Raw genomic sequence first — 18885 nt, forward strand, 5'->3', positions numbered from 1 at the left:
ATTTTTTTGACAAAAATCTTAGTTTTTGTTATTATATATACATATTATTTAATAAAAGAAGAGAAAATTGTGTGATTTAAGAAAGGTAAAATTAGTAGATAAAATAAGCTCACTAGAGTTATATAGATATTCAATATTTTTTAGAAACTACATAGAAAATGTAGCAGAAGATTGTCTCAAAAATGGACTTATTCTTGAAAGCATCAGTCATAATGTTAGTAAGCTTGAACTTGCTGGACTAAAAGTTCAGCTTAAGAATGCCCTACTTAATTGTATTATAAGCTACCGTTTTCATGGAATTGGATATGTTTTAGTAAAAACTAAAGACACACTAGTAAATCTTGAAGAGCCCGTTAACATAGAGTTGCCTATTGGATTCGAATACCTTGATTATGAATCTGTAAGAGATTCGGGGGTTGACTTTGACTATATAATTTACAAAGTAAAAATCAATAATAATGGCAATTCTTTTGATACGGTCAAAATACACAAAAGTCGACTTATAATATATGAAAATTTCGATTATATCTTGAAAAGACATGTTCCGTGTTATACGGAAAGTTTTTTGTTAGATATTTACTTATTTGAAAAAATATACGTTGAAATAGAAAAGCGTATTGAAAATCACAATTTTTTGTTTTATAAGGATGAGTCTTTAGTTCAGCTACAGGACGCACTCTCTAGTGCTACAACTTCTTTAAGCGCACTTACTCAAAGCAGTAATAATGAAAAGGGAAATAGTATTTTATCTTCTTTTTTGAGAAAACAAAATTCAAACAATCATAGTAAAGATATTTCTAATTTACGCAGCCTTAATGACTCATTGGCACATGAGCTTGCTAGGCTTAAAAACAATCTTAATAATGAGGGAATGCTTTATACGGCTACCCCCAGCGCTAGTTTAGAAGTTATTAAGTATGATCTTAATTATTTAAAAGAAGCTTTGGCTTTGATTAAAGCAAAAATTGGGGCTGATACTAAAGAACCTTTAACTAGAAGTTTTAACGAGCAGGCTAAAGGACTCGGAAATGATGGCAAAGGTGATAGAAGCAATTATTATGATTTTCTAAAAGGCGTACAAGAACAAATTGAAAATTCTTGTAATCTAAAACTTACTAAATATTTTGGGCTTGATATGAAGTTTAATTCGCTGATTATGTTAAGTGAAAATCAAAAGGTAGAAAGAGATATTAAGCTAATTGAGCTTTACAGTAAATATAACGAGCTTATACAAAGCAGCTCCTTTAATAAGGAGGAGTTATCTATCTTAAAAGAAAAATTATTTTCATTGTGAAAAAAAGGAGTTAAAAAATGATTGAAAATGAAAAAAAAGAAGAATTTGAAGTGCAAGTTAAAGAAGAATCACAAATTCAATCTGATACTAAAGTTATAAGTGTTGGAGAGTATGAAGAGTATATACGCTTAAAGGAACAATCAAATAATACAAAACCTAAAGAGACAACTCGTGATTTAACTATAAATGAGCGAATAACAAAAGAACTTGCTGAAGTTGAAGAGAGAGAGCGTGTTGAAAAGCAATTATTACTAGAAGCCGAGCGTATAAATGAAATTGATACACTTGCAAAAGCTCACCTTAGCAGCCATTTTAATAAAGAGACACTACTTGCAAAGGGATATACGCTAAAAGACATTATGCAGGCACAACGTAGAGAACTTGTGCGCAAGTTTGTCTCAAGCGAACAAATTAAAGCTATTGCCAAAGTAGCAGATATAAGTCATATTGATGGAGAAATATTAGAACAACTTGTTTCTTTAGCTAAAGTGAATATCAAATTAAGAAAAAATGCCAATAGCAATTCTTCTTCTATTGACTTTATTAAAAGCAATATTGTTGCTAAACCAGAAGAAAAAGTAAGCTTGCTCGATTCTAATTTTGTTCCAATTAATTTTGCGGAGTTTGTACAAGCTGTAAGTAATACTTATAAGCAAAAACGTGTTCAATTTTATGAAAACTTGAAAAGAAATAAAAGAACAAGTATTGCTTAAAGGAGTTTTTAATGAGCGACATTACAAAAATAAAACAAGAGTTTGATAAAAAAGTTGCTGAAATTAAAGCATTGATGAAAAATCCCCAACAAGATACTGGTTTATTTGGCAATTCTTTTGAATTTAGAGACAAAAACTTAATTTTTTCAAATTTTGATGGAATTTGTACTAGTAGTAAAGACAAAATAGAAAATTATCCTTTTAAAGGATATCCCTATAAGCGTGGGGTCAAGTTTAGTTTTAGTGAAGATAGTATATCAGAACTTGAAGTTGAAGCTGGGGGTGGTGAAGACTTATATGGAATATGCATTGATATAGACGAGTTTAGTAAAACAGCGACTGTAATTCCAATTACAAATAACTTTACGGGTTATTTAACCTTTAAGAAGAATGGAAATGGTGTAAACCCAGGAGACAAGCTGTATTTTAATCAACATGGGGAACTTGAAAAGATTACGGGGGCTCAAAAATCTATTAATGCTATAGCACTTTCAAAAGTGTATAAGTTAACAGAAGATTTATTCATAGTGCTAGCAAGTGTTTTTGGAAATAGTGCTATAAAGGGATAGTAAATTATGGCTTTAAAAGATAAGGAGCCCCTTAAAGATCTTAATGTTGATAATAATCTACAAGTGGGTTTAGAATTAGAAGTTTCAGCTGCTACTCCTAGAGTTAAACGTCAAGCAAGACAATCTGAAAATGATGCGCAAGGGTTAGACCCTTATTTGGACTCAGTTAAAGAACTTGATGATATCCTTTTGAAATTCAAAAAATATGCAAAATCAATGAGTTCGATTGAAAATAAGGTTTTTAGTAGTTCAAATGGTTGTTTTAATTCAAAAAATGCTCGCGTTGATACTTATTCATTTTCATGTTCAAGTTTTACAGACAAAGTAGAAGAATATTTTTATGACCCCAAAAAGAGTTTTCCATACAAGCGTGGGGTAAAACTTGTTCCAAAAGAGAACTCTATACATGTTGATGTTGGTGCTAGTACTGATATTTATGGCATATGTGTTGATGTATGTGAGTTTAGTTGCACCGCTTATGTTTTGCCAATTACAAATAACTTTGAAGGGTACCTTGTCACAAGAAATCTGAACATAAAAGCAGGAGAAATATTAGATATTAACAATAGTGGGGTGATTATCAAGGCTGATGGTGAATCATCGACTGCAATTAATGCTTATGCATTATCTGATTCATTTACAATCAATTTTGAGCTTGAAAAAGGGGACTTAGATCAATCTCATATCATCAAGCCTAAAGAAAATTATTCTATCAATTTGATAAAAGTTGTAATTTTTGGCAATAGGGGCCTTGAGAAAAAAATAGTTCTCCACGCTTTTTAGATATAGAAGAATAAAAAGGAGGTAATTGAGTGGTAGATACAACACAAGTAGTAAAAGATTACATTGACAAAAAAAGTAAGCTGGAAAAGTTTGTGAAAAATCAACAGCAGTACGCTAATTTGCTTAACAATTCAATTGAATTTAAAGACAAAAACATAAAATTTTTAACCCCTATGGGCACTAGAACCAGTAGACTTGATAAATTGGAAAATCATCCATTTTTAGGATATCCATACAAGTGCGGAGTTAAAAGGGTTATTCAAGGGGAAAAAGAAAATGAAATTCATTATGAGCCTTATGTTGAAGCTGGGGGTGGTGAAGACTTATATGGAATATGCATTGATATAGATGATTTTAGCAAAACAGCTACTATTGTTCCAATTACTAATAATTTTGAGGGGTATTTGGTAGCAAAAGATTCTACGCCTAAAGCAAAAGACAAGCTTATTTTCAATAAGAACGGTGTTCTTGAAAAAGCACCCGAAACACCAGCAAATAAGGGAACTATTCATGCAATAGCATTATCTGATGCAAATAAAATTAATGATGATGTTTATTTGGTAAAAGTAGTAGTATTTGGCAATAAAGCCATAGGTCAAAATTAATGATATTAAGGAGAAATAAATATGGAATTATTTGATGAAAATTATTATGCAAAAGCTGTAGCTAATATTATAGGAGAAGTTAAGGACCCTATAATGTATAAATGGTTTTTACCAGAACAAATTGAAGATGCTGATCTTAAAATGGGCTATCAAAAAACTGTAAAATGGGACGCGTTTCTAAATGCCAATCCTACAACAATTGCCAATGAGGTTAATACTATATCAACTATTGGGTTTAGTTCTCAAGTAGTAAGGCTTAATTATTTGAAATTGCAGTACAAATTTAGGCACTTAAAACAGACTTCTGAAAAATTTTACACTTCGGACTCGTATATTGGAGACATTAATAATAATTTATTGCCTTTTGCTCAAGCGTATAAACTTGCAAGCAGCGAAATTATCAAGCTTATTAATCACTTTGTGCTAACTGGGACTGTTTCTATTCAAAAGGATGGAAAAAATCAAAAACGTTTACTTCCTAATATGTATGGACTTCTTAATATGCCCGAACAAATAAAAGAAGAAGTTCAAAGTGCTGATAAGGACAAAATGGAAAAAATATTTGAAAAAATTGAGGCGGGCCTATCTAAGTTAGAATTGGGCGATGAATTTTCTACACCTATGATGGTAATAGTTGACCCTGCAACTTCATTGAAATTGGTAAAACCATATGCAGCAACACAAGCTAACGCAATTAGTTGTGAAAAATGGGAAGATATTTTGATTCAAACTATTAAGGCTATTAATAATAGAGAGGACGTTTACATTGAAACCTCAAATTTGCTAAAACACCAAATACTGATTTACCCATTAAATCCAGAACTAATTAAGTTTAAACCTAGCAAGTATATGTTGCCTACACCAAATGAACAAGTTGATAGAGACTCAACTGATATTGCTCATTCATACATTGATTTTGTTTTAGGTGGATTGCTTGCTACTAAAAATACTATTTTGCAAGTCAATATCAAACAAAACTAAACACATGGGGCAAATAAAATGAGCGAACAAAAAGACTTGCAAACACAATTTCAGAATGAAGAAGAACTTTTAGTAACAAAACTTCATTCTGAAGTCCTATTGTTATTAGGAATAGACCAGTTTGCATTAAGCAGGCAAAATTTCCTACTTCATTTATCCTTGCTTAATACAATTCTAGTAACAAGTGGTATTGATGCGAGTTCACTTACATATGAACAAATATTTTTACTCACCTTTTATCATATGGGTTGTCAATTAAGAAAACAAGGGGTTGTTCGTGAATTTGAATTTGAAAGAATAAAAAAAGAGAAATTCAATGAACTTGAACTTGATTATTATCCTAGTGGTAATGGGGGAATTGAAGGTGGTGGAGAAAGTTGTAGCTCAAACAAAAACTTTTGCTTACAATTTGATGCATTTTTAGAAAAACTAAAAAGAGAAACCTTAACACCATCATGTTTAGGAGTTGTCTAGTGAATAGTGTTAGGAAAAGACTAGCAAATATGTCTGTACGTATGATTAACGCCTTTAAGGATTCTGAAACTCTAAGATTTTATAAAGGAAACATTATAAAGCTTGAAAATGACGACTCTTATCAACAAATATTTGACAAGAATGAGTACACTGAATTTATTGGCGTTATTATTGACATAAAGCCAAGAGAACTTACAATGCTTTATGACTCCAATATATCTGATATTCAAGGGTATTCTAAACTTTACACATATCAAAATCTCAACTATGAACTAAAAGATAGAATATCAATTTCAGATTCAGTTTACTTTGAAATATTTAGCATTGACACCTCAATTGGCTACTTTACTTTAGTTTTAAAGGAATTTATATGGACATAGAAAAATTTACAATTGAGTTAGAAATTGGCTGGTTCGGGGGTCGTTCTAATATTGCTAGAATGCATGAAAAAGGGAGCGTTAATTTACCAGCAAGAAAACATTTAACTAAAATTGCTGGTAGCACAGAGTTTAGAGAATATATCAACAATAGTTATATAAATTCAAAATTTAATATTGACCCTAAATTGGGAATAAATGCTATTGGACAAGCTTTTATCAGATATTACCAAAATTATGTGCTATCAGGGCAAGTTACACCGGGTTTAAAGGCTAGCACAATCGAAAGTAAGTCAAAAAAAGGTAGTAACACCGCATCAGTTCCACTTGTTGATACGTCTAAAATGTTATCAGAACTCACTTATAAGGTAATTGAATGATTTTGAATTTAGATACAATCTTAAGCTATTTACTTAAAATATTTCAAGGATTTAAGATCTATGCAACTGAAAATAATTTTGAATGTGATATCATAAATACTTACAATCACCCCTATCTTTCAAAAATTACAACTGCTAGCCCTAATATAATAGCATTGAAATTTGATAGTACAAAACATCTATTTGATCATAATTCTAAAACTGGTGCATTTTATGAAAATGCTTTGGAATTTAGCATAGATTTTCAAGTATATATTATTGTAGTAGTGTTAAATTCTAAAGATTTTGAAGCTAATTCAAGAATGCTAATACTTTATGCTATGCTTAGCGAATTCCTACACAATAGAACCCATAAGTATACTCTAGCAAGTCCATATCAACCCGCATATGTAAATAAAATTAACTTTTACATTTATCCAATATCTAATATGCAAACAGTTGGATTGATTAATTTAGGTACAAAATATAGCAACCATGCATACAGTTCTTCTGTAGCATTCACTGCTAATGTAAAAATAACTGAAATTTTAAAGGAGAAATACGAAATTGCCGCAAGATACAATTAATGTAAGTTTGGTTACTTCTAGAATTCAAGCTAGCAAGCCCAATTATTATAATCCACTTTTGGTTTATAAAGCAGCCAAAATAAAAGTTAATAAAGATAATGATGATTGTAAAATATTGAGCTTGACTGTTAATAACTATGAACAACAAATTGAAACTTTAGAAAAAGATACTGGGGATAGTAACAATCAGTTTGAAAAAGAAAAAACACTACTAAAAACCGCAATGACTGATTTTTTCAATTCAAGCGAAGAGTCGTTAAAATCAGCTATGCTTTTTATCTATAAGGATAAGCCCGAAAAACTAAAAGATTACCTTAAAGCACATAGACACTCTTTTGTTGTGCTTATTAACACTCAAAATGACAATTTAGACGATGATGGACTAACTATTTATAAAGAAGACTATAATAAGTTCAAAATGCACTCAACTTTTTTTGTATTCTCAACTAAAGAAGATTCAATAAAAGGAATTTTCAATAATGGTAAAAGCAATGCTGATAAAGCAAGAAATATTGTTATTTATAGTAACAATAGAGATAATTTACACCTAAAATTTGTAAGCGTGTATTTACATCAAGCTAGCATTTCCCATTCTGTTAATCCTTATGGTATACCATTGGCCGCTGTACCACTTATTGATGATACTTTAATTACAAAATTAAGAACCGCAAATATCAACTTTTACTCACTTCTTAATGAAACTGGTCTTGATGGCATAAATGCTTTTAAAGAAGGGGTTGATCTAGCTGGAAATTCCATAGATGAGCTTTTCACTTATCATTATATAAAAAACGAGGCCATTATTGAGCTTATTCGAATTTGGAACAAAAACAATAGACAAAACAGTAAATTATCTGAACTGCAACTTAGTGGGACTAGGGACAATGCGTATACTTCTGCAATTGAATGCCTACTTAAAAAGTTTATTGATAGGGGATTGATTATAGAGTATAAAAACTTAAAGCTTATACTATCCCCAACTTCAATTCTAAAATTGGAACTTAGCGTGAATATTACTTACAACTTTAGTATTAATTCTGTTGCTTTAGTAATTACTTCTCAAGATATAGTTGATTATCAAAATAGTTTAAGTGCTTAAAAGGGGGACTAAAAAATGCAATTTTATGATTTAAGAGAAGTTTACTTTTCAATCGATGGTAGACAACTGCATAGTGGTAAGTTAGAGCTTACAAGCGAGCCCACAACTAGAGCAGTATTTAGCACTGAAGATAGGGGAACGCCCGTAATAAGCTTAAGAGACCCCAAAACAATAACTTATATTTTTAACATTGAAGTTACTTTGGGTAGTTATGACTATATTCTGTTAACTGAACTTTCGGACAATCAGTTTTATAACATGAATGTTAGCAAATATGATAAAATGCTTGATTTAGTATTCAATGATAGAATTGCTACCAAAATTATTACTAACTATGCAATTTTTACTGAAGAACCATCAAGAAGTTATTCAGCTGAAGCTGAAAAAGTGACTTTTGAAATTAGAGCTATTAATTGCCAAAAAACTCGCCCAAAAGAACACTAAAAGGAGTAATATCATGATAATGCGCTACAAAATGAAAATTTTGACTAAAAACAAAACCTATGAATATCCACTAAGAGTATTGCCGGTGTATGAATGGGATAAGGTATTGGGATTCAATCAAAATGACGCTATTTCTAAACTTAACGAAGTAAAATACCTAAGAGAAATTACAAGCTTAATGATAAGCTCAAAATTTTTAGATGAATTCTATGCGATTCTAGATGCGAATAGAGAATTCATTTCTTATTATAAGGACTATCTTGTTGCTATTATTTACACCGCGCAATTCAATACTTTTCACATGGACAATGATCTAAAAAAACCTGCTTTAGTATATCTGAGTGAATATGAAAACAATGTTGGAGATTTTATTACTTTTGAGTATATTAATGATAATTTTGATTATGCAAAAGTAACAGCTTTACTTACACCTAATTTCAATGAGCTGGACACTAGTCAATGCTAAAGCACAGAAATAGAGATATTGATAAAGCTATTGAAAATCTTAATGATAGCAGAAAAAAGTATTTTAAGTTGGTTGAGGAGATAAAAAACAATAAATATTATTTCCCAATAATTATGAATATTTGCTCGTACAACGAAGTTAAGAAATTGCCTTATGACGAACTTATTGAAGTCAATCAAATTGCCAATTTAAAATTAGAAAAAGAATTGTTTGAATTAATTTTGAGCAAATGAGGATATTTAATGAGCGACAAATTCACCATTAAATTTAAGGGCGTTCTTGATCATGCAGCAACAAAAAAGGCTATTGAACAAGATATTACCAAAATGGAGAAATATCTTAAGCCTAAAAAATCAAATTTTGGTAGTACTAAAGATATTGTTAAAAGTAATTTATTAGATAAGAAAGAAGAACTAAGTAGACAATCTAAATTTGAAAGTTTAAGAGAGCGTGTTGAGAAATATAGACTTACAGAAACTAAAAAGCTTATAAAGCAAGGTATGAGTTTTGAAAAAGCTAGAAAAGAGGCGTTCAAAAGATCATTAATGGCTGATAGAGACAAAAGGCAACTAGAATATAAAAAGCTTACAAAAGAATCAAAAGCAAAAAGTAAAATGTCATCGAGTTCTCAAGAAAAAGGATTCGTTGCCAAAATTGCTATAGGTAGCACCATTGGAAATGTTCTTAGCAACGTTATTGGCAAAGTTTCGAGTGGAGCTTTAGGATTTGCTAAAAATTCAGTTGAAGAGACCACTAAAACAAACAAAATGAAACTTCTTAATAATGCAGTTTTTACAAAAAAGGAGCGCAATGAGCTTTTTGGGGCTATTGGGCATATGAAAGGTTTTGAACGCAGCCTAGAAAAAGAAGATTTTTTACGCAAGGCAAGCACATTAAAAAGCTCCCTAGTGGAATTAGGTTTTGAAGACACAAATAGTTTAAAAAAAGCCGTAGAGTTTGCAGCTAAGCTTAAAGCTAGTGACGCTGCAACTAGTAACGATGACGCTATTACTGCTGTTGATGAATTACTTAGGGGAAGTGGAGACTCTCTTTTTGAGTTAATGAAACAATTCAACGGAATAGGTAAAGACTATTTAGAAACGAAGAAATTAAATTGGCAACTAGATTCTCAAACAAATTTAGAATCTAGAATAACTATGCTTCATAAAATGTTAAACGATTTAAATTCTTTAAATATTATGCAGGCTTCTGACGCTTATGATAGTCTTCAAAGCAATGTGGCTACAGCTGAAGAAACTCTTGCAAAATTGACCACTTCTGTTTTAAACCCACTGCTTAACGCTATTAACACCACTGCTAAATACTTCACTGATTTTAATGTAGAGACACACATAGTGAATCCTTTAATTCGGGGAATGAAAGATATTTTTGCATTTCTTAATCCCTCAAAGTTATTTCAAAATATAGCAAATGAAGTAGTTAATAAGGTGAACAATACATTGAGTAACATAATTGGAAATGACAATAAAAACGGCGGCCCTTCACAAGATAATAATATAAGTGGCCCATGATTTTGATAAAATGGTAATTATTTATGGATATTAATAACAAGTCTATATCTCCTGCAGAGATTTTTCAAATAGTAAAAGATGTAACAACCCAAATATTTGCCCTTTTTGGAGCAGATAACTTTTTAGTGCTTTTCCCAAGGCCTGATCTTAGAGGCTTTGGCTATGTTCCCCAATTATTCTTTATAAAACCAAAAAACGAACTTATAACACGGACTTATAATACCAGTTACTCCAAAAGGCCCGTTATTAACTATTATAATAGAAAATCAGAACATGTTAGCTACAACCCCGCTATGGTTGGAGAAAACATATCAGTAACTGGTGCAGTATTAACTTCTTTATATAAAGAAATGCTTTCTCCACTCAAAATGACTCCTTTTGGAAATTCTATGCTACGTTTTGACGTTCACCTTGCGAAAGAACAACTAGCCAATAGACTTCAAGCTCAAGTTCCCTTTAGTGTCTACAGCCCAACTTTTGGCCTTAAAGAATTGGCCATAATTACAAATTTGACGTTTAGGGATACACCCTATATTGATGAAATTGAAGTAAATCTATCAATGGAAATAGTAAAAACATTCTCTTTAGAAAAATATAAAGGATAATTAATGTTGCTAAGTTATGACTTTAAGATTGAGTTTTACAATATAGATAAGTCAAAAAAATCAATTCATGGAGATTCTTTTCCAGAAGAAACTCCTAAAATTGTTATCAATACACAAAATGGAATTCATGTTGATATTTCAATATACAACACGTATTCAAATTACAATTTTGTAAAATCCAAACAAGCAAAAATTGTGCTTTGGAACTTGCCTATAGACTTCACCAACAACATTATGGAAAGAGACATAGTAAAAATATATTACAAAAAATTTGCACATGAAAAAAATTTTGACTTCATAATGGCGGGCTATTTGGGAATTCCCATGAGCACTGATTATCCTGGTGGAGATTTTAGTGTTGAACTTGATGTTCGTTTAGTATCTAAAATCAACTTCTTTAATCGCGAGTTGAAGTGCAAAAGCTTTAAAGGTAAAACGGTACAAGAAGCAATAAAATCAGCATTTCCCAATCGCAATATCATTAACATGGATGAAAAAGACCGCTTAAAAATCATAGAAAAAAATATTTATGCAAAAACGCCAAAAGAGTTTATTGACAAAATAAAAGGGGTATATGTTCATGACATAATAGCTGATGTTGGTACTGGTAACGATGAAGTTGAATGCAATTTTATATTTAGCAATTACAAAACAATTGGAAAAAGCTTAAAATACGAGGCCCTAGAAGATTATGGACTTGAATTTATTCCCCAACAAGAGATCAGTTTGGGCACAACATATCATATAAGGCTTATATATTGGAACGCTAAAATATTCTACACGCACAAACTAAGAGTTGGCAATAAAGTTTCATTTATTGACGGACTAGGGAATATGATAAAAAACACTATAAAAGAAACAACCGCAAAACTTAGCAATACAGGAGAGTGTTCATTGATACTGAAACTATATGACGATTCTAATAGTATTGGACTAAAAAGGTAAAGGGGTTTACATGAATCAAGATTATGAAATTTACAGAATGCAACAGCGCCTTTATGGGCATACATTAACACAAGAGGACATTAAAAATTGGATTTATTCAAACATTTTTATAACTCGAATTGGCACTGTAAAGGAATTTAAACAGCAAACTCAAGAAGCTGTGGTTATAATACCAGAATTTGAAGACTTAGAAATTCAAACAAAAAATATTTCTAATATCAGCTTTGAATTATCAAAAGGTGATACTGTTATACTACTTCAATCGAGCATTAATATTTTTGATAAAAATGATGATATTCATTTTGACAAACATCATTTTTATATACTTAGCACAATTAGTCCAAAGACTTTAAATCTAATCTCTGATAGTATTAAAATCAAAGCAAACAATACAATTGAAATATCTAATGAAATAACCAGTTTAAAAGAAATTCTAAATAATATTGTTGACGCTATCAATGGAATATCTATCATAGGAGACGCAACTATAAACTATGCAAGCTTAAGAGCAGCAACTTCTAAAATTACTAGCAATATAAACAGTTTATTTAAATAATTTTTGCTAAATATGCTATAATTGTTAATATGGATTTAAAATTCGGCAATAATTTTGAATTGTCATTTAATAATGATGTGTCGCTTGTTGATGGAATTGACGAGCAAAAACAAAAATTGTTCATATTTTGTAAAACTCTACGGGGAAGTCTAAGTTATGCTCCTAATTGGGGACTAGACTACTATTTACTTTTGAAACTTTTAAAAACTAATAATCTTCAAGCTATAAAAAACTATTTCAATGAAATATCTAGAGAACTTAATTTAGACTTGATTAATATTTCAACTACAACACAAGAACGAAAAGTAAATATATCATTTTTTTTCACGGGCGACATTTTGAATATGGAGTTTGACTTATGAGCATAGTTTTTGATTCTGATTTTGGTATTCTAAAACGCACAATTAAGGATATAGTAAAATCCAAAAAAGAATACTTACGTAATAATTATGGTATTAATATTGATGATAATAACGGCTCAATTTATAACATTATTGCATCTTCTTTGGCATTGATTGAAGAAGAAGTAATTAATGAGCTTAATCTATTTTTTTCTAAAATGAAACCGGGTGGTACCTATTGGAGTGAAATTGAAAAGCAAATTTCCTCTAAAAGCACAACCCCCAGTGCAGTTAAATCCGCTTTACTTAATCTTGATGGGGTTGAGTACGCTAATATTAAAAGTTCAGCTGGAAAAGCTTATATATATCTAATTGTGAAAGAAGATTTACTAGATCGTGGTAAAACTAATATTAACGACTTTATATTTAAAACTAAAATTTGGGAAATATTGTATCTAACAATCCCTAGTGGTACTTTGCTCGAGGGAGATATAGAAATTGACGGATTCAATTCAACTGGACAACGTAAATCCTATAAAATATCACTAGGGAAAAGAAAATATGTTTACATGAAAGTAAAGTATAAACTTGACCTTAAAAACTATCTTTACTTAAACATAGATTCTCAAATTAGAGACATATATTCTAGGATTATTTCAAATAACTATTCTGATATGGGCATTAGCTTTGAATATCAAGACTTTTTTGCTCCAGTTAATGAAGTTAAAGGAATTAGGTCTATGGAAATTAAAACTTGTATTAAAGATACAAATACAGAAAACATTTCAAGCATTACTGATAGCGATTTTAAAAAAAATGAAGATATTACTATTAATGATGATACAATGCTAATTTTCAATACTATAGATCGATTACTTATTGACATTGATAGTTAACAAATATGAAAATACCCAATTTTTTAAAAAACACTGAAATTCATAAATTTATACTTACAGAAATTGAATATGCACAAAAATTGCTTAATGAACTTAAGTTCATTAACTCCAACTTCATATCCATTAATGTAAAAAAAAATATAAAATCAAGATATATTGCTATATGGATATCTCAAGTTTTATCTATTTTTTATTCAAAAACCCAAACTTTAGAAAGTATTACAAGCAATATTAATAGCGTTATTTTTGCTTTACGTCAAATTGGTACTGATGAATCGCTTAAAATGATTTTCAAGGCATTTTTGAATGTGGATATTTTAGTTACTACACCACAAGCCGGAGTTATTGATATATCACTAAAAGGGGCAATAAAAACAAACTTTACCACATTTATTTCACCTAGCACTGCAAAAGGTAAAAGGCTAAAAAAAATACTAATTAGAGAAAAGAAAGCTGGGTATGCTGCATCTAGAAAGGCTTTAGTATTTAATTCACTTCCTAAAGGCTATGATCATTCAATTTATGCTTTTATAAAGAGAATTATTCCTATAGGTAGAGTACTAAAAATTAATGATAAAAATGGTAAAAATATTATCACTTTTAACAATTAAGGAGATTTTATGTCTGAAGAACAAGAAAAATTACTAATTGATGAAGAAGAAACAATCCAAATTAAAGATTTAAATAGGGTGAATGAGGTTAAAAACACCGACCTTTTACTACTTGATGATGGAGTTTCAAGCAGTAAAGCTATTACTTATGAAAATTTTTTGAAAACCACTAAAGACAAAACTTTTAAAGGTGAAGGACTGAGTTACTTTAAAGAGATAATCAAAAGCACAATCGCAGAAGAACTTGCAGGAAATACAAGTTTTATAGAAAAAATTTACACTCAAATAATAGAAAAACTAATTAACAACGATTCAACTAATATTTCTAACCTTTTTAGTAAAATAAAATCGGAACTTACAAACAGCATACTAACATCTACTTTAACTGAACATGATGAACTTTTGATAATGTACTCATCAAAGATTATCCAAAAAACACCCATTCCTAAACAACTGCTTGGAGTGCCATCAGATTTTTCCTTTGGAGGCAGTTATAATGGTATTTGGCTTTATCCTGAGGACTACACAAATAAAAAAAGAACAATTGAAATGGAAGACTCTGACGAAATCAATATTGTTTTTCACAAAAATACTGACAATAAACCCATTTACCTTGATATTGATCTTAATATAATACATAAAAACGACAGTTCACACAAATCAGTATATTTAAAATATTTTGATGAATCTGAAAAATATTTGGCCTATGCACATGAAAACGCCATCAAGGACCTAGGAATTTTAGTTCCTATATATACTGGATGGTATATTCAAAAAAGAGGTGAAATTTCGAACATTCCAGTCCCATATCTTGCAAAACTATAATTTTTTTTGTCAAAAATTTATAGTTTTGGTATATAATATATATGTACAAATAAAAAATTAAAATTAAGGATTAAAAAAATGGATATTAAAATAACCGAACTTCTTATAAATCTAAACGAAATTAAACTTATAGCAGTAATGATTTTTGTAACAGTACTAGTTCTAGGAGGATTAATTCTTCTCAAACCTTTACTAAAAGACATATTATCTATAGTTATAGGTAAGCTTTTCAAAAATGGCAATGGCAATAATAATATTCAAAAAAGGGATTAACTAATGAAATTATCTAAAGATAATCTTGAAATTGGACTTACATCCATATCAAAACTTATTGAGATATTTTCTAAATTTGAAGATGAATTTGATCCTATTGCACATAAAGGATTTTCTTTAGTTCATGAACTATATTCTCATTATGCATCAATTTATAAGGCAAATATGGAAAGAATTGAAAATGCATCAACTTTAACAATAGCTAAAGCATTAGCTCTAATAAATGAAAAAATCAATAGCTGCATTGATTTAGTTAATTCTAATGAAAAAAATTTAAAAATATCTAACAATCTAAAATTCAATTAGGAAGGAATACCTATCTACCAAGAAGGAGTAAATAATGCAAAATAACACTATTGGTTTAGGACTTAATTTATTATCCAACTTAACTAAAATAGCTAAAACTGATACAAACATAAATCATAACTACATTAATACTTTTGACAAAGTAGTAGATTTTTTCTACAAAACATATATTGAAACTCTAAAATCTATGGAAACGGCCGAATCAATGAAAATATTAGAAGAAATAAAAGAAATATTAAAATACAATATTGAGATAATAGAGGCTATTTCTACTAGCAAAAATAAAAGAATTATATCTTCACTAAAAGCAAAACGCAATAAAATCATGCAAGAGTACCTAAATACTCTTAAAAGGGGTGAAAATGCTTAAATTAGCAAACTATTTATTAATAGCACTACTATTACTATGTTGTACTACTATTGCTAGCTTACCAGAAGAACCGGAGCCGCCAATTATTCAAACACTAGAATCTTTGGCTAAATATGAGGCACAACTATCAGATTATGTTATGTATCTTATAACATTCTTAAACAAAACAAAATCTAAAGTTAATGACCCAAATTATCCAATATATACTTATCCCGACTTAGCAACACTAAAAAATGAACACTCTATAACTTCAGTAAAACTGAATATCAAACTACTTTTAGAGTACATTAAAAAAACAAAGCCTATAGCAAAAAGAGTCTATAATCAATATTCGAATTTAAAAATGTAGATTAAAAAAAGGTTTTTCTTGCAAGAAAATATACTTTTGCAAGTTAAGTCACAATAATAATATAACAGCCCCCTTATTTGGGGGCTTTACTATGTAAACGTACTACTATGCTGCAAATATATAATCAAATTGTTTTTCTTCTTTCAAGATACAAAAGAACTTCAAAATACTATCTCCATAAATATCTTCTTTAAATGTTGCAAACACTTCAAAATTATGCAGTTCTTCTAATTTTTTATTTTTTGTTAAATAGTTTGTAATAATATTTACCCAATAGGATATCCTTTTTTGTTCAGGATTTTGTACCAAATACTTGACTAAATCTGCCTCATTTCCCGAATCTAATGCTTGAATAAGAGTATTTATCTTCTCTTGGGTTGTTGTAGAATCATTTACCCAATTTTTTATGTTATATAATGCCTTAATAAAGGCATTATAACATCTAAACCTATCAAATCTTTTAACTTCTTTTTGATTCTGACTATTGTCTTTTTTTTGTTCTTGATTAACACTAATTTGCTTCTTACTAGATACAGAATTCCCGTTTTCATAATTATTGTAAATAGGTGCTGCATCAGTATCCACTTCACTTTCTATGTTAAGATATGCAACTAAAGCGTACCTTTTGAAATAAGTAATAGCTGATCCAACTACTTGGGGCAATGTATTCACATTTTTAGAACAATTTTCATTATTCCAGTGTAAATTTTCTGTAAGAATTGGGGTATCAAATGAATCTTTATAGCCAGTACTTGTACTGTAGAATGTGGTCCTAATAACATGTACTCTACCATATGGATCATGTGTAAAAGTTGGAAATTGCTCAAAATCAAGCTCCAAATTGTGCTTATTAATAACGTTTTTTATTTCTCTAATTATTTCATTAAAATTCTGGTATTTGTATCCATATCCTTTAAGACTTTTGTCAATCCCTGGTAAATTCATTCTTAGGATTTTCATATCTTTTATGAAATTTATTTCTGATTGTATATTTTCTTTTGAATTATTTGCCATATTTAGCTCCTCTATGTTCTTCAATTACTAATATTATATAGAAAAAACCGTTTTTGTCAATTTTTTTTACAAAAAATTTTTTGCAAAAAATTTGAGGCTTGTTTACATTCTATTCCTATAGAACTTAAACAAGCCCCAGCTTAATCTGAAATTGACATAGAGGTAGCCATATAAAATGCAAGGCATTTTTAATAATCTACCTACTCACAGTATAGAACAATTTAGGCCTTAAATCAATTTATCTTTTGTCTTTAAAAAAATTGAAATTTATCCAATTACAAACTATTTTGTATATTGTTGCGGTTAATAATTTAAATTTAACAATTTTATGGAAAAGTGTTTACTTTTTTATAAAATTGTGCACAATTTTAAATACAAAGACATAGAGGAGATGAATATGAAAAACATTATAAATGCTAAAACCCCCCCAAATTGCCATAATAAATTACAAAATAACCTAATAGTCCTTATCTCAACACTAGTATATTTAAACAGCAGATATAAAAAATACACGCAAAATAATATACTCTATTACTTTAACGAAAATCTTAAAAGAAATGGACAAACTCCCATTAAGCTCAAAACAATGCAAAAATATCTTTACAAATTGGAAAAAGAATTTGGAGTTACAACTAACTATTATAAACACCTGGGAGTAAATTGTGGTACTGAAATTTATTATAGGCCTAATTATCCCAAAAAAATATGTTACCAAAAAATCAACCAATACTTTTTAGAAAAAAAACATTCAAAATTCCAAAAAAGGGTTAACAACTCATTTAAAGATAAATTTACAAAAGAGGGGAATGTAAATTTGGAGGAGTGTTTTAATAATAAAAATAATATAAAAATAAAAGAAGAGAAAAGAGAAAATCAAATAGAAAAGTTTCAAGTAAAAAAATATTTCAATAAATGTAACTTTTATTCCAAAGAATTTCTCTCTCTTTTATATCTAGATATTAATAAGGATACGATTATTAAAATATTTAAAATTGTAAAAAAAGCTGAAATTAACCTGATAAAAGATAAAAATATGCATTTAAATAAATCTTGCTTTAAAGAAGAAAAGAAAAATAAATTAAAAAAAATTTTAAGCAATACCCAAAAAGAATTTGAAAAAAATGGATATAACGCAGAACAACTGAAAACAAATATTCAAAAAATATATGAAAACTATAAAAATAAACCTCATTTTATTATTGAAAGTCAAAAATATAAGGATTTAAGTAAAATAAAACAAAAATTAGAAAAATCAATTGAATTGAAAAAAGAAAATTTACAAAAAAATTGTAAGCATATAAAGATAAACATTTTCAATATACTTATTGATCAACTAAAAAAGGAGGCAAATATAGAATTTCTAAAGCCAATTCTAAAAGATTATTTGAATAGCAAAAATAAATTAGAATATAAAAAAGTATTTAACAACACCTATTATTATGAATTATTGGAGATAATAATAAATCAAAAAAAATCTTTAATGCTAAAAAAATTAAGCTAAAAAGTTATAT

Annotated in this window: 28 protein-coding genes; 27 read left to right on the top strand and 1 reads right to left on the bottom strand. The window is 29.1% G+C overall.

Annotation, left to right across the window (positions count from 1 at the left end; all coding sequences use genetic code 11):
* Positions 1-67: 67 nt before the first annotated feature.
* From BVAVS116_RS04905 to BVAVS116_RS05030, 26 genes are all read left to right on the top strand, one after another.
* Entirely contained in the window at positions 68-1294 is a 1227-nt protein-coding gene (locus BVAVS116_RS04905; protein WP_002658538.1) for an anti-CBASS protein Acb1 family protein, read from the top strand.
* A 17-nt stretch (positions 1295-1311) separates the two neighbouring features.
* Positions 1312-2007 carry a DUF1357 family protein gene (locus tag BVAVS116_RS04910; protein ID WP_002658539.1) on the top strand — a complete coding sequence of 232 codons (696 nt, stop codon included), beginning with the start codon at positions 1312-1314 and terminating at the stop codon, positions 2005-2007.
* An 11-nt stretch (positions 2008-2018) separates the two neighbouring features.
* Complete coding sequence (locus tag BVAVS116_RS04915) at positions 2019-2576, top strand: DUF228 domain-containing protein (protein WP_002658541.1); 558 nt, start codon at positions 2019-2021, stop codon at positions 2574-2576.
* A gap of 6 nt (positions 2577-2582) precedes the next feature.
* Positions 2583-3359 (top strand): DUF228 domain-containing protein, encoded by a 777-nt coding sequence (locus BVAVS116_RS04920; protein ID WP_012592988.1) that lies wholly within the window; start codon positions 2583-2585, stop codon positions 3357-3359.
* A gap of 29 nt (positions 3360-3388) precedes the next feature.
* Positions 3389-3964 carry a DUF228 domain-containing protein gene (locus BVAVS116_RS04925; protein ID WP_002658545.1) on the top strand — a complete coding sequence of 192 codons (576 nt, stop codon included), beginning with the start codon at positions 3389-3391 and terminating at the stop codon, positions 3962-3964.
* 21 nt (positions 3965-3985) lie between these two features.
* Positions 3986-4945, top strand: coding sequence for a hypothetical protein (locus tag BVAVS116_RS04930; protein WP_002658547.1), 960 nt, complete (start codon positions 3986-3988; stop codon positions 4943-4945).
* A gap of 18 nt (positions 4946-4963) precedes the next feature.
* Positions 4964-5419: a DUF3890 domain-containing protein gene (locus BVAVS116_RS04935; RefSeq protein WP_012592994.1), complete on the top strand. Its 456-nt coding sequence runs from the start codon at positions 4964-4966 to the stop codon at positions 5417-5419.
* Entirely contained in the window at positions 5419-5799 is a 381-nt protein-coding gene (locus tag BVAVS116_RS04940; RefSeq protein WP_002658553.1) for a DUF1506 family protein, read from the top strand. The genes BVAVS116_RS04935 and BVAVS116_RS04940 overlap by 1 nt, the downstream gene beginning before the upstream one ends.
* Positions 5790-6176 carry a hypothetical protein gene (locus BVAVS116_RS04945; protein WP_002658554.1) on the top strand — a complete coding sequence of 129 codons (387 nt, stop codon included), beginning with the start codon at positions 5790-5792 and terminating at the stop codon, positions 6174-6176. The genes BVAVS116_RS04940 and BVAVS116_RS04945 overlap by 10 nt, the downstream gene beginning before the upstream one ends.
* Entirely contained in the window at positions 6173-6742 is a 570-nt protein-coding gene (locus BVAVS116_RS04950) for a DUF764 family protein (RefSeq protein ID WP_012592989.1), read from the top strand. Before BVAVS116_RS04945 ends, BVAVS116_RS04950 begins: the two co-directional genes overlap by 4 nt.
* Positions 6723-7841 (top strand): DUF787 family protein, encoded by a 1119-nt coding sequence (locus BVAVS116_RS04955; RefSeq protein WP_002658557.1) that lies wholly within the window; start codon positions 6723-6725, stop codon positions 7839-7841. Before BVAVS116_RS04950 ends, BVAVS116_RS04955 begins: the two co-directional genes overlap by 20 nt.
* A gap of 15 nt (positions 7842-7856) precedes the next feature.
* Positions 7857-8285, top strand: a complete 429-nt coding sequence (locus BVAVS116_RS04960) for a DUF1463 family protein (RefSeq protein ID WP_002658559.1) — start codon at positions 7857-7859, stop codon at positions 8283-8285.
* A gap of 13 nt (positions 8286-8298) precedes the next feature.
* Positions 8299-8751: a DUF1473 family protein gene (locus BVAVS116_RS04965; RefSeq protein ID WP_002658561.1), complete on the top strand. Its 453-nt coding sequence runs from the start codon at positions 8299-8301 to the stop codon at positions 8749-8751.
* Complete coding sequence (locus BVAVS116_RS04970; protein WP_002658563.1) at positions 8745-8984, top strand: DUF1322 family protein; 240 nt, start codon at positions 8745-8747, stop codon at positions 8982-8984. The genes BVAVS116_RS04965 and BVAVS116_RS04970 overlap by 7 nt, the downstream gene beginning before the upstream one ends.
* A 9-nt stretch (positions 8985-8993) precedes the next feature.
* The gene (locus BVAVS116_RS04975) at positions 8994-10283 is read left to right on the top strand and encodes a DUF759 family protein (protein WP_012664850.1); all 1290 of its coding nucleotides are present in this window, start codon (positions 8994-8996) and stop codon (positions 10281-10283) included.
* Positions 10284-10306: 23 nt separating this feature from the next.
* The gene (locus BVAVS116_RS04980; RefSeq protein WP_002658568.1) at positions 10307-10888 is read left to right on the top strand and encodes a DUF792 family protein; all 582 of its coding nucleotides are present in this window, start codon (positions 10307-10309) and stop codon (positions 10886-10888) included.
* A 3-nt stretch (positions 10889-10891) separates the two neighbouring features.
* Complete coding sequence (locus tag BVAVS116_RS04985) at positions 10892-11833, top strand: DUF693 family protein (RefSeq protein WP_002658570.1); 942 nt, start codon at positions 10892-10894, stop codon at positions 11831-11833.
* A 10-nt stretch (positions 11834-11843) separates the two neighbouring features.
* Complete coding sequence (locus BVAVS116_RS04990) at positions 11844-12389, top strand: DUF777 family protein (RefSeq protein ID WP_002658572.1); 546 nt, start codon at positions 11844-11846, stop codon at positions 12387-12389.
* 29 nt (positions 12390-12418) lie between these two features.
* The gene (locus BVAVS116_RS04995) at positions 12419-12751 is read left to right on the top strand and encodes a DUF2634 domain-containing protein (protein ID WP_002658573.1); all 333 of its coding nucleotides are present in this window, start codon (positions 12419-12421) and stop codon (positions 12749-12751) included.
* Positions 12748-13626, top strand: a complete 879-nt coding sequence (locus tag BVAVS116_RS05000) for a DUF276 domain-containing protein (protein ID WP_002658575.1) — start codon at positions 12748-12750, stop codon at positions 13624-13626. Before BVAVS116_RS04995 ends, BVAVS116_RS05000 begins: the two co-directional genes overlap by 4 nt.
* Before the next feature lie 5 nt (positions 13627-13631).
* Complete coding sequence (locus BVAVS116_RS05005) at positions 13632-14237, top strand: DUF735 family protein (protein ID WP_002658577.1); 606 nt, start codon at positions 13632-13634, stop codon at positions 14235-14237.
* Between the two features lie 9 nt (positions 14238-14246).
* Positions 14247-15062, top strand: coding sequence for a DUF685 domain-containing protein (locus BVAVS116_RS05010; RefSeq protein ID WP_002658580.1), 816 nt, complete (start codon positions 14247-14249; stop codon positions 15060-15062).
* Positions 15063-15140: 78 nt separating this feature from the next.
* A complete protein-coding gene (locus tag BVAVS116_RS05015) occupies positions 15141-15335 on the top strand; it encodes a BlyA family holin (protein WP_002658582.1) in 195 nt (64 codons plus the stop codon).
* Between the two features lie 3 nt (positions 15336-15338).
* Entirely contained in the window at positions 15339-15641 is a 303-nt protein-coding gene (locus BVAVS116_RS05020) for a BlyB family putative holin accessory protein (protein ID WP_002658584.1), read from the top strand.
* Positions 15642-15675: 34 nt separating this feature from the next.
* Positions 15676-16011: a BlyB family putative holin accessory protein gene (locus BVAVS116_RS05025; protein ID WP_002658586.1), complete on the top strand. Its 336-nt coding sequence runs from the start codon at positions 15676-15678 to the stop codon at positions 16009-16011.
* Positions 16004-16360: a BBA14 family lipoprotein gene (locus BVAVS116_RS05030; RefSeq protein ID WP_002658588.1), complete on the top strand. Its 357-nt coding sequence runs from the start codon at positions 16004-16006 to the stop codon at positions 16358-16360. The genes BVAVS116_RS05025 and BVAVS116_RS05030 overlap by 8 nt, the downstream gene beginning before the upstream one ends.
* Before the next feature lie 105 nt (positions 16361-16465).
* Here the strand turns inward: BVAVS116_RS05030 and BVAVS116_RS05035 are convergent, their stop codons facing one another.
* On the bottom strand, positions 16466-17374 hold the full coding sequence (locus tag BVAVS116_RS05035) for an ERF family protein (protein WP_002658590.1): 909 nt from the start codon (positions 17372-17374) through the stop codon (positions 16466-16468).
* Between the two features lie 397 nt (positions 17375-17771).
* Between BVAVS116_RS05035 and BVAVS116_RS05040 the strand changes: the two genes are divergently transcribed.
* The gene (locus BVAVS116_RS05040) at positions 17772-18875 is read left to right on the top strand and encodes a plasmid maintenance protein (protein WP_029359524.1); all 1104 of its coding nucleotides are present in this window, start codon (positions 17772-17774) and stop codon (positions 18873-18875) included.
* Positions 18876-18885 lie beyond the last annotated feature (10 nt).

It is taken from the genome of Borreliella valaisiana VS116 (assembly GCF_000170955.2).
GTDB classification, from domain to species: Bacteria; Spirochaetota; Spirochaetia; order Borreliales; family Borreliaceae; genus Borreliella; species Borreliella valaisiana.

Excerpts from the sequence above, each read along its gene's own strand:
- BVAVS116_RS04990 (WP_002658572.1), top strand. The coding sequence starts at position 11,844 with ATGAATCAAGATTATGAAATTTACAGAATGCAACAGCGCCTTTATGGG.
- BVAVS116_RS04975 (WP_012664850.1), top strand. The coding sequence starts at position 8,994 with ATGAGCGACAAATTCACCATTAAATTTAAGGGCGTTCTTGATCATGCA.
- BVAVS116_RS04985 (WP_002658570.1), top strand. The coding sequence starts at position 10,892 with ATGTTGCTAAGTTATGACTTTAAGATTGAGTTTTACAATATAGATAAG.
- BVAVS116_RS04960 (WP_002658559.1), top strand. The coding sequence starts at position 7,857 with ATGCAATTTTATGATTTAAGAGAAGTTTACTTTTCAATCGATGGTAGA.
- BVAVS116_RS04935 (WP_012592994.1), top strand. The coding sequence starts at position 4,964 with ATGAGCGAACAAAAAGACTTGCAAACACAATTTCAGAATGAAGAAGAA.
- BVAVS116_RS04920 (WP_012592988.1), top strand. The coding sequence starts at position 2,583 with ATGGCTTTAAAAGATAAGGAGCCCCTTAAAGATCTTAATGTTGATAAT.
- BVAVS116_RS05020 (WP_002658584.1), top strand. The coding sequence starts at position 15,339 with ATGAAATTATCTAAAGATAATCTTGAAATTGGACTTACATCCATATCA.
- BVAVS116_RS05000 (WP_002658575.1), top strand. The coding sequence starts at position 12,748 with ATGAGCATAGTTTTTGATTCTGATTTTGGTATTCTAAAACGCACAATT.
- BVAVS116_RS04995 (WP_002658573.1), top strand. The coding sequence starts at position 12,419 with ATGGATTTAAAATTCGGCAATAATTTTGAATTGTCATTTAATAATGAT.
- BVAVS116_RS05025 (WP_002658586.1), top strand. The coding sequence starts at position 15,676 with ATGCAAAATAACACTATTGGTTTAGGACTTAATTTATTATCCAACTTA.
- BVAVS116_RS05015 (WP_002658582.1), top strand. The coding sequence starts at position 15,141 with ATGGATATTAAAATAACCGAACTTCTTATAAATCTAAACGAAATTAAA.
- BVAVS116_RS05010 (WP_002658580.1), top strand. The coding sequence starts at position 14,247 with ATGTCTGAAGAACAAGAAAAATTACTAATTGATGAAGAAGAAACAATC.
- BVAVS116_RS04915 (WP_002658541.1), top strand. The coding sequence starts at position 2,019 with ATGAGCGACATTACAAAAATAAAACAAGAGTTTGATAAAAAAGTTGCT.
- BVAVS116_RS05005 (WP_002658577.1), top strand. The coding sequence starts at position 13,632 with ATGAAAATACCCAATTTTTTAAAAAACACTGAAATTCATAAATTTATA.
- BVAVS116_RS04970 (WP_002658563.1), top strand. The coding sequence starts at position 8,745 with ATGCTAAAGCACAGAAATAGAGATATTGATAAAGCTATTGAAAATCTT.
- BVAVS116_RS05030 (WP_002658588.1), top strand. The coding sequence starts at position 16,004 with ATGCTTAAATTAGCAAACTATTTATTAATAGCACTACTATTACTATGT.
- BVAVS116_RS05040 (WP_029359524.1), top strand. The coding sequence starts at position 17,772 with ATGAAAAACATTATAAATGCTAAAACCCCCCCAAATTGCCATAATAAA.
- BVAVS116_RS04945 (WP_002658554.1), top strand. The coding sequence starts at position 5,790 with ATGGACATAGAAAAATTTACAATTGAGTTAGAAATTGGCTGGTTCGGG.
- BVAVS116_RS05035 (WP_002658590.1), bottom strand. The coding sequence starts at position 17,374 with ATGGCAAATAATTCAAAAGAAAATATACAATCAGAAATAAATTTCATA.
- BVAVS116_RS04950 (WP_012592989.1), top strand. The coding sequence starts at position 6,173 with ATGATTTTGAATTTAGATACAATCTTAAGCTATTTACTTAAAATATTT.
- BVAVS116_RS04930 (WP_002658547.1), top strand. The coding sequence starts at position 3,986 with ATGGAATTATTTGATGAAAATTATTATGCAAAAGCTGTAGCTAATATT.
- BVAVS116_RS04980 (WP_002658568.1), top strand. The coding sequence starts at position 10,307 with ATGGATATTAATAACAAGTCTATATCTCCTGCAGAGATTTTTCAAATA.
- BVAVS116_RS04965 (WP_002658561.1), top strand. The coding sequence starts at position 8,299 with ATGATAATGCGCTACAAAATGAAAATTTTGACTAAAAACAAAACCTAT.
- BVAVS116_RS04910 (WP_002658539.1), top strand. The coding sequence starts at position 1,312 with ATGATTGAAAATGAAAAAAAAGAAGAATTTGAAGTGCAAGTTAAAGAA.